Source organism: Candidatus Methanoperedens nitratireducens, from assembly GCF_900196725.1.
Classification (GTDB): Archaea; Halobacteriota; Methanosarcinia; order Methanosarcinales; family Methanoperedenaceae; genus Methanoperedens; species Methanoperedens nitroreducens_A.
In genome coordinates, this window is sequence record NZ_FZMP01000124.1 from 41,978 (window position 1) to 50,564 (window position 8,587).

The following is an 8,587-nucleotide window of genomic DNA, read 5'->3' on the forward strand; positions in this document are numbered from 1 at the left end:
GTTCTTTATGGTTCACAGCTACAGCAACAGCTATCCGCACCACCCCTCTTATCACTTACGTTAGCGCATCAATTCAGAGATGGTACTATAGTGCTCCTTTAATCATTTGCTCGGATAATCCTGAATATTTTTTTACTACATTAACAAAAAACTGTTCCTGCATGAACGATGACATGGAGAAAGCATCATCAAAACCCTCAAGTTCCTCCATATCCTTTGCGATCAAACGGATCTGGACTTTTGTAACAGGAAGAGCCGAGAGAATATTCATGTAGTAACCAAGGGGCCTTGCCCTGTCAGAGGATATGTTCTTGACTGTTCCGCACAGGATACAGTAGGGATGGGATTTTAATCCTTTCATGAGCCCCCTGTTTTCAAAAGGAAGCCATACTTTCTGGATATTTCCACATATCTTATGACTACAAGTCATCTAGCTCCTCCTTGTTTTTGAAACCCATCCATCGGAATTTCTACTTCGACTGGCACCTATAACACTTTTATATGTACTTATACCTTCTGCCATAAATATAACCCGGTATCAAAATTCCCACCGCATCAGCCAGCCAGTCCATGATACTTGCATCTCTTCCCGGAACAAAACTCTGATGCACCTCATCCGAGGCTGCATACGCCAGGGAAAAACCCACGCCTGCCAGAAAGCCGGCAGGGGTTGCAGGCGTGAATGCTTTCAGGCTGAACCACCCGAAAGGAGCGTACTCTGCAAGGTGTACCACTTTATCCTGATTCGCAAATAGCTGCGGCGCAGGTATTGTTTCCTGACTTGAAAGATAAAAGATCAAAGCCGCATAAATTATCAATCCTGCTACCCAGAAGAGCCTTGCTACCCTGAAGCAGATCCCTCCATGTAGTTTTTAAAGAAGGCAGCAAAGATGCCTATGAATAGCCCTAAAACGGCTGCAATTGCTATATTCAATGTTCTTCTCGGACCTGTTATCACGGGATCTGTGGGCGGAGATATTAGTTTTACCGTGGTTGTATCAAGATTCTCAAGTTCTAACTTCTTTGTCTCCAGGTCAACAAGCCTTGCATCTATTGAACTGAGCTTCGAGTTTAAAAGAGACAGCTCCGGGTCATCGCTTATCATTTGCTGCGCGGCACTTGATGATGTTCTGCCATTTTTTATTTCTTTCAGGTCGCTTATCTTGAATGCTAAATCAAGTTGTCTATCCGTATCTCCGAGTCTTTCTGTAATACCGGTTAAATTTTCCAGTCTCCTTAGTTCCAAATCCGCATCTTCAATCAGTTTCCTCTTCATTTCTGTACTGACTTCATTTCTCTGTTTCGTGTATACAGTGGATAGATTTTCCAGCCGTGAGTAATCGCTTTGCGACTTCCCGGACGATATTCTATTAACCTCATTGATAGCCACATTAACATACTGCTCAAAATATCTCTTCATCGTGTCCGGGTTATTTCCTTTGAGCTGTATTAGAATCTTGTTTGTACTTTTGATATTTTCAACTTTCAGGTTACCAAGCATGGATAGTGCATCTCCCTGAGAGGCGCCGCCTTCCTGAGAAACAACTTTTTGGATGATTGTTTGTGACTGGAGCAATTCAACCGCATCAGTTAGAGGAATCTTATCGTTTGAAATATAGGATAACTTCGCTTCTGATGAGTATTCGTTCGGAATTGAGAAAGAAAATATCGCTGCGGCGATAATCGCAACCAGGAATATGGAAGCTATTAATATTTTCTCCTTTCGTACAACCTTTATATAATCCCTCAGCGATATTTCATCTTCTTCCATGTCTAATCGATGGCACAATATGAGATATGCTTATATAAAAGCTTTTTATCCCAAATTTTTATTTTGTTCCCTGCCAGACTATCCAATGGGATGATAATCCTGTATCAATTCCATATAAAAATGTGTTAATTCGCTGACCATCATATCCCAGTCATACGCCCGCGATGCGTCCAGAGCCGCTGACGACATCTTTTTGCGCAGGACACCATCTGTAATTATCGTGCGGATAGCATCGCTGAGTTCTCCGGCATCAGTACCCACAACAAAACCAGTCCCTTCACTAACAAGCATGGATGCGGCATTTCTCTGGTTTTTAACAGTTATGACGGGCACTCCGCACGCAAAAGCCTCAATCACCACCATTCCGAACCCTTCGCGGGTGGACGGGAGCACAAGTACTTTCGAGGATTTCATACATGCGATTATTTCATCATATCCCATGAACCCGGAGAACTTCACATTATCCAGAAGCCCGCGCTCGCAGGCAAGTCCGATAAGCCGTTCTTTCTCCGGTCCATCGCCTATTATATGGCACTTAATATCAGGGACTGTCTGCCGTAAGTGATTAACTGCTTCAAGCAGCATGTCCACATTTTTCTCTTTTATAAGCCTGCCTGCAAAAAGGATATCGCATCCATCGGAAGACGGGACTGTTTGCTCAATCCTTTCAATATCAATCCCATTTGGTATAATATGGATATTTTCACTTTCAACTCCTATCGATTCCAGGTTGTTTTTTGTCGCAGCCGATACCGCGATCGAGTCGCACGATAGTTTTGAGACCAGGTGTTCTATCAGTTTCCCGAAAAACCGCGCCATCCGATATACTCGTACCAGTAATTACCCCATACTTCGTGCCATGTGACCACCAGCGGGATTTTTTTGATGATCGATATGAGCTTAACAGTGAAACATGGAAAATAAGGGAATGCGCTGGCATCGATTATGTCAAATCTCTCCCCGGACAGATACGGAAGGAGTTTTAACGAGAAAATGACCGCCTCGGAGATTGACCTCCTGCCGTTAACATACAGCTCCACTGGCGCACACACACCATGCAATACCATGCCTTCATGCTCGATTATTTCACTGCCTTCCCACCACTTGACCCCGAAAACATGTACTTCATTCCCCTGCCATGCCAGTCTTCTTCCCAATTCATATATACGCTTCTCTGCCCCTCCTTTTACCCAGGGATAGACAGCATCGTACACGAATGCGATTTTCATTTGTTATCCTTTTTATCCAGTATGAAAATGCTAATTATGAGCGCAAATAAGGTTATCTGGATGCCCACTGCTATTAGCACCATGATATGACCGCTTCCCCTACTTCGGAAAGTGAGCCATATCCGGAAGATATCCATTTTAAAACAACATCAGAACCAAGAGTCATGCCCCCGATGAATAATAATATGCCTGTCAGCAGACCGAATTCAAGTGAATGGTAGTCCAGCAATTTGGCTGTCAAACCTTTTTTCTCTATTTTATTATTCAGTATCCCGTAGATTTTCATGTAGCTGCCGGTGGTGACCATTTGCGTTCCTATTATAGCCAGCATGCTTCCAAGGATGAACGAGTGCAGCCCTGTCGTTTCTACGTTGCCTCTCATCGCAAGGGTCAGCGTCATAAAAGCGCCGAGCGTAAATAATAGAAAACCCGGAATATAGAAAAAAGGCGTCGGGTTATAGAGCATCATGAACCGCAGATGCCGCCACCCATCGCCCCATGAGTGAAGTTTGGAAGGCGTCTGCCTGGGATAATAGGCGATCGGCACTTCTTTTATCCGGAGATTTTTCCTTGCAGCTTCGATTATCATTTCGCTTGCGAATTCCATTCCTTCGCTCCTCAAACCCAGCTTTTCATATCCTTCCCTTGTTATCGCCCTCATGCCGCAGTGGGCATCGCTTATATTCGTTTTAAAAAGCCAGTTAAGTATTTTTGTTAGAACAGGGTTCCCGATGTACCTGTGCAGCCAGGGCATCGAGTCCTTTTTGATTTCGCCTCTTAACCTGCTACCGATAACGAAATCTGCTTCACGGGCAAGTAGAGGAGCTAAGAACCTGGGGGTCTCATTTAAATCATAAGTATCATCTGCATCCGCTAAAACAAAATATTTTCCCCGGGCATGTCGAAAACCCTCCAGGTAGGCGTTCCCGTATCCTTTTTTTTGCGGGATTATCAATGTCGCGCCCATACTTTTAGCGATAGCCCCGGAGCTATCGGTAGAGTTATCCGCAACTATTATTTCTCCCTCCAGGCATTCACGCTCCAACGCTTGCCGTGCTTTCCCGATACAGCTCCCAAGCGTTTTTTCCTCGTTCATACAGGGAATTACAACAGATACCAAGGGCTGACCCATGATACCTAACATATCCTTAAGTCTAAAAAACTTTTTGTGCTACAACTGCCGTATGGTCCGAATGGAAAGGTTCCAGGCTTATTACCTGTTCAATGTTGAAGAACTCCCCTAATTTTTTTACTTCCCTGTCGATCACTTCGCCCGTCTTCTTTACGGAATCGATACTTCTTGATTTTATCATAAGTACCAGGAAACCGTCTTTTTTAAGGAACATCTTTGAGTTCTTTACGGCTATCAATGCCTGTTCACGCTGCGCCACGTCCTGATAGATAAAATCGACTTTTGAAACCATATTTTTGTATGAGTCAGGCTGTTTTGCATCCGCAAGGATAGGGATAAGGTTCATCCTCGGACTGCTTACGCGTACGAGGTCATGCATTGCGCGGGGTGAGAACTCAACTGCGAAAACGGTACCCTCGGAGACTATATCAGAAACGAAGCTTACTGTGGTTCCATTCGCAGCGCCCAGATAAAGTACGGTGGAATCTTTTTTTATTGAGATGGAGAAGCCTTTTAATATTATGGCTGCAAGTTTGCTGTGATACGGGTCCCAGATGCGGTATTCGTTGTTCCCGATTGTTATGGTCTTTTCACCCTGTGCGCCGTGAACAAGAGCTTTTGTGGCTAATCTTTTTGAGCCGTCCTGAGCCTCAAAAATGAAGACATTATCCAGTCGGGTTTTATTTAACTCGATGTCCATCGTCTGAACTTAGATTTCTTTAACCAATCGTGCAATATCGCTTCCGACATCCGAGGTCTTGCTTTCGCCTCCCATGTCGTATGTTTTTACTTCTCCGTTCACGATATTATGCTCGATCGCTTTTACTATCGCTGATGATGCGTCTTTTTCACCGAGCTGGTCAAGCAGCAGTGCCCCTGCCCATATGGTCGCTATCGGGTTCACCTTGTTCTGTCCTTTGTATTTTGGCGCGCTTCCGTGTATGGGCTCGAACATGCTTGTGCCCTCCGGGTTTATGTTCCCGCCCGGGGCAAGCCCCAGACCGCCCTGGATCATCGCGCCGAGGTCTGTAATGATATCGCCGAACATATTCGGAGCTACAACAATATCGAACCACTCAGGGTTCTTAACGAACCACATCGTTATGGCGTCCACAAAATTGAAGTCTGTTTTTACGTCAGGGTATTCGGCAGCAATTGAAGTGAATTCCTCGCGCCAGAAGCCGTAGATATCTGAGAGGACATTTGCTTTATCCACTGAGGAGAGGTGCTTATTCCTGTCATTCGCAAGCTCAAAAGCATAACGGATGACCCTTCGCGTGCCTTCCTTGCTGATAAGACCGAGCTGGTAGCCTATCTCCTCGCTATCCGAATCGATATCAAGCCCGAATTTCACGCTATACATGTTTCGCATGACTTCGAGGGTTTTTTTGCTCTTTCCCTTTTTAGCGCGCCCGCCGATACCGATATAAAAGTCCTCGGTATTCTCCCGCACGACAACGAAATCGATGTCTCTGGCTGTCTTGTCCTTAAGAGGAGTCCAGACACCTTCCAGCAATTTCACGGGGCGCAGGTTGACATACTCATCAAAATAAAAACGGATGTTAAGGAGGATGCCCTTTTCAAGGATTCCTGGTTTGATCCTCTCATCGCCTATTGCGCCAAAATAAATGGCTTTGTACTGTGAAAGCTCCTTCAGGGTATCTTCTGATATGAGCTCTCCGGTCTTGAGGTAGTGGTCGGCGCCGTGCGGGTATTCTACCCATTCTATGTCGAAGCCGAACCGCTCGCCTGCTGTATCGAGTACCTTGCGTCCTTCTCTTATTATTTCAGGACCGATTCCATCACCCGGGATAACTGGGATTTTGTATTGGGTCATATGGTATTCCTCTTGTGCGTCCCTAAGAATTCCTGTGAGGATATTAAATTAACTAAATTGGGCTGATATTGTGAGCTAAAAATAACCTGCTAAAATTCCCAATCCAACAATCTTAGCAGGGATAATATTTTAAAGTGAGAAAGGGCGATTTTATGATTTTAATGAGTTATCGCCATCGTCCCATCAGTATATCCAGTCTTCCGCGCCGCTACATTTATAGTGCTGGTGCCTGCCGCGTTAAGCTGCAATGTAACCTGTCCTGCCGAATTCGTCATTCCGTCCGTGCTGATGCCGCCGCCTGAGATGCTGACCGTCGCGCCGCTGATTGCAGAGTTTCCGCTTTTTACAGTGAAGACCACATACGTGGGAACGCCGTTAGTGACGTTAGAAGGACTTGCGCTAATGCTCAATGTAGGCTGACCTGCGGCACTGAACGTAGTGCTTGCGCTTGAGTAACCAGTTTTAGTTGTTGATGCTGTTATTGTGCCTGTGCCTGTTGAATTGACAAGCAGTATTGCCTGCCCGTTCTGGTTCGTAACCCCGTTCCCGCTTGCCGCACCGGTGAGAGTGATCGCAGCCCCCTCTATGGCGCTATTCCCGCTCGTCGCGGTGAACAGCACGTATGTCGGGACTCCTGCGGTTATAGTCGAAGGGCTCGTGGTTATGTACAGCGACTGCGTGCTTGCGGAAGTAACCGTTACCGAGCCTCCTGCAAAGCCTGTTTTGCTCGCTGATGCCGTTATCGTGCCTGTGGTGGAGGGTGTTACTTGGATAACAGTCCTGCCATCCTGGTTCGTGACGCCGCTGCCCGATGCTGCGCCGCTTAAGCTCACGATCGCATCATTCACTGCAGAGCCTCCGGCAGTTACTGTGAACGTAATATAGGCTGGCACATTGACAGTCACCGTATTCTGGCTTGATGAAACACCAAGCGTTTGCTGGCTGGCAGATGTCATGGCATTTGAACCGTCAACATATCCGGACTTTTTTGCAGTTAAGGTTATCTGTCCGGTGCCTGGCGGGTTCACCTGCATGATTATCTGACCGTTTGAACCGGTAACGCCATCAAGACCTATTCCTGAACCTGAAAGATTTACTGCCGCGCCTTCGACCGGTTTACCCATACCTGTCACCGAGAAGGTAACATACGTGGCTACACCTGAAGTTATCGACGCCGGAGAAGCGCCGATATCAAGGCCGGGGGTGGCTGAAATAACAAATGTCCCGTTCTCATGCCCCGGCTTTTCGGCATTTACGTTAATACTGCCGTTCTTAGTGGCATTTACTGCCAGTACAAGCATCCCATCAGTATCTGTCATACCGTGCTCTGAGGCTGCACCAGAAAGGGTAACATTTACGTTGCCGATTGCTGCGCCGTTGCTGAATGTTATAAATGTGACCTTGCTAATCTTACCTGCACCGATATCGCCGGGAATGGCTATCACATGCAATTCCTTTGAGTTTGACCAGACCGCGCCCAGCACAGTATTAAAAGCAAGCCCTGCAATAATTCCTCCGATCAATGCAACCAAAATAAAAATCCTTGTATTCCTATCATCATCGTATCCGCGAATAGTACCATCCTCCGAAGAATTCTGACTTTAATAGCAACAAAGGTAGATATAAAGATTCCCAGCTACCTTTTATGACCTTTTGCTACTACCGGCAGTATCTGTAACGATTAAATATTTCATTCGTATTTGTACGAACCAAAACATTTAATATCCCTCACATCGTTTAATTGTATAAAAGAAGGAGAATTGAATGGACAAAGGTGCTTCACACACAGATAAACCCATCCAGGTAAGAATATTCCCGGCGCGGTTATTACAACCGGCGACCGCTGAAAAAGTACTGAACGAAATTGACAACGTCGAAGGAGTAATTAGAATGCTCATCAACGGGAAAAACCTTCCCAGGAAGGTCACATGCGGACCCGGAACGGGCGCAGATGTGAACCATCCCGACAGGAAGATAATCCACGTGGGAGGCTGCGCATTCGAGCTGCATATAATTGTAGGGGAGATACTCGTAGAAGTCGAGGATGAAAAAGCTGTTGACTGCTTAAGAGATGCCTGTGAGCGGGCGCTTCCATTCCCGTTTGAATTCAAGAGAGGACATTTCATAAAGAGAAGACCAACTCTTACCGATTACGGCAAGTACGGGTTCAAGAGCAAGACTGATGAAAGCATCAACCTTGAAGATGAACGAATGCTTGGCTTGACCGACCCTCATGCAAAAAAAGACAGCAACATCTGCGTGATCGGAACAGAGCAAGAGAAATAGAGATTGTACATTTATAAAAAACAATAGCTTTGGAGAGAATAATGACAAGATACGCCAGAAGAAAAACAACCGACAGGCTTCACTGTACCTACAGCGCAATAATTGATATTTTTGAGATGGAGAACAACAGGGAGCCTACAACTCAGGAAGTAAACAATATCATACTGATAATAGGAGACCACGCAGCGATAGCTAAGTAACATTATTAATAGTGATGCTGAAACGATAAAAACGAAATATTTAAAAACCAATCAATCCTTTAAATATTAAAAACGTTAGAAACCAAATAAACGTTGGGGTACAAACGAGTAACGTACAATCCTGTTATCAGT

The 8,587-nt window shown here is 45.5% G+C and carries 11 protein-coding genes; 2 read left to right on the forward strand and 9 right to left on the reverse strand.

All coding sequences use genetic code 11. The annotated features are described in order from the left end of the window. Nucleotides 1-85: 85 nt before the first annotated feature. The 9 genes from MNV_RS09355 to MNV_RS09390 all read right to left on the reverse strand — a co-directional run bounded on the left by MNV_RS09355 (nucleotide 86) and on the right by MNV_RS09390 (nucleotide 7,501). Complete coding sequence (locus MNV_RS09355) at nucleotides 86-430, reverse strand: hypothetical protein (protein WP_096205494.1); 345 nt, start codon at nucleotides 428-430, stop codon at nucleotides 86-88. A gap of 67 nt (nucleotides 431-497) precedes the next feature. After that, nucleotides 498-818 (reverse strand): VanZ family protein, encoded by a 321-nt coding sequence (locus MNV_RS09360; protein ID WP_179293909.1) that lies wholly within the window; start codon nucleotides 816-818, stop codon nucleotides 498-500. 23 nt (nucleotides 819-841) lie between these two features. Beyond that, on the reverse strand, nucleotides 842-1,771 hold the full coding sequence (locus tag MNV_RS09365) for a Wzz/FepE/Etk N-terminal domain-containing protein (RefSeq protein WP_096205497.1): 930 nt from the start codon (nucleotides 1,769-1,771) through the stop codon (nucleotides 842-844). Between the two features lie 78 nt (nucleotides 1,772-1,849). Further along, a complete protein-coding gene (locus MNV_RS20690; RefSeq protein ID WP_257000010.1) occupies nucleotides 1,850-2,590 on the reverse strand; it encodes a glycosyltransferase family 4 protein in 741 nt (246 codons plus the stop codon). Continuing rightward, a complete protein-coding gene (locus MNV_RS20695; protein ID WP_257000011.1) occupies nucleotides 2,566-3,000 on the reverse strand; it encodes a glycosyltransferase family 4 protein in 435 nt (144 codons plus the stop codon). The genes MNV_RS20690 and MNV_RS20695 overlap by 25 nt, the downstream gene beginning before the upstream one ends. Before the next feature lie 73 nt (nucleotides 3,001-3,073). Then, complete coding sequence (locus MNV_RS09375; RefSeq protein WP_257000012.1) at nucleotides 3,074-4,132, reverse strand: glycosyltransferase family 2 protein; 1,059 nt, start codon at nucleotides 4,130-4,132, stop codon at nucleotides 3,074-3,076. A 22-nt stretch (nucleotides 4,133-4,154) separates the two neighbouring features. Next, nucleotides 4,155-4,832, reverse strand: coding sequence for a fibrillarin-like rRNA/tRNA 2'-O-methyltransferase (locus MNV_RS09380; protein ID WP_096205499.1), 678 nt, complete (start codon nucleotides 4,830-4,832; stop codon nucleotides 4,155-4,157). A 9-nt stretch (nucleotides 4,833-4,841) separates the two neighbouring features. After that, on the reverse strand, nucleotides 4,842-5,969 hold the full coding sequence (locus tag MNV_RS09385) for an isocitrate/isopropylmalate dehydrogenase family protein (protein ID WP_096205501.1): 1,128 nt from the start codon (nucleotides 5,967-5,969) through the stop codon (nucleotides 4,842-4,844). Between the two features lie 158 nt (nucleotides 5,970-6,127). Then, nucleotides 6,128-7,501, reverse strand: a complete 1,374-nt coding sequence (locus MNV_RS09390; RefSeq protein WP_096205503.1) for a hypothetical protein — start codon at nucleotides 7,499-7,501, stop codon at nucleotides 6,128-6,130. A 232-nt stretch (nucleotides 7,502-7,733) separates the two neighbouring features. On the opposite strand from MNV_RS09390, the gene mcrD reads away from it, so the two are divergent. Both mcrD and MNV_RS19605 read left to right on the forward strand, forming a co-directional pair. Next, nucleotides 7,734-8,255, forward strand: a complete 522-nt coding sequence (gene mcrD / locus MNV_RS09395) for a methyl-coenzyme M reductase operon protein D (protein WP_096205504.1) — start codon at nucleotides 7,734-7,736, stop codon at nucleotides 8,253-8,255. A 41-nt stretch (nucleotides 8,256-8,296) separates the two neighbouring features. Then, nucleotides 8,297-8,455, forward strand: a complete 159-nt coding sequence (locus MNV_RS19605) for a hypothetical protein (RefSeq protein WP_179293910.1) — start codon at nucleotides 8,297-8,299, stop codon at nucleotides 8,453-8,455. The last annotated feature ends 132 nt before the right edge of the window (nucleotides 8,456-8,587 follow it).

What these genes read in the sequence shown, in the direction of transcription:
- MNV_RS09355 (WP_096205494.1), bottom strand. Translation starts at nt 430, where the DNA reads ATGACTTGTAGTCATAAGATATGTGGAAATATCCAGAAAGTATGGCTT.
- MNV_RS09365 (WP_096205497.1), bottom strand. Translation starts at nt 1,771, where the DNA reads ATGGAAGAAGATGAAATATCGCTGAGGGATTATATAAAGGTTGTACGA.
- MNV_RS20690 (WP_257000010.1), bottom strand. Translation starts at nt 2,590, where the DNA reads ATGGCGCGGTTTTTCGGGAAACTGATAGAACACCTGGTCTCAAAACTA.
- MNV_RS20695 (WP_257000011.1), bottom strand. Translation starts at nt 3,000, where the DNA reads ATGAAAATCGCATTCGTGTACGATGCTGTCTATCCCTGGGTAAAAGGA.
- MNV_RS09375 (WP_257000012.1), bottom strand. Translation starts at nt 4,132, where the DNA reads ATGGGTCAGCCCTTGGTATCTGTTGTAATTCCCTGTATGAACGAGGAA.
- MNV_RS09380 (WP_096205499.1), bottom strand. Translation starts at nt 4,832, where the DNA reads ATGGACATCGAGTTAAATAAAACCCGACTGGATAATGTCTTCATTTTT.
- MNV_RS09385 (WP_096205501.1), bottom strand. Translation starts at nt 5,969, where the DNA reads ATGACCCAATACAAAATCCCAGTTATCCCGGGTGATGGAATCGGTCCT.
- mcrD (WP_096205504.1), top strand. Translation starts at nt 7,734, where the DNA reads ATGGACAAAGGTGCTTCACACACAGATAAACCCATCCAGGTAAGAATA.
- MNV_RS19605 (WP_179293910.1), top strand. Translation starts at nt 8,297, where the DNA reads ATGACAAGATACGCCAGAAGAAAAACAACCGACAGGCTTCACTGTACC.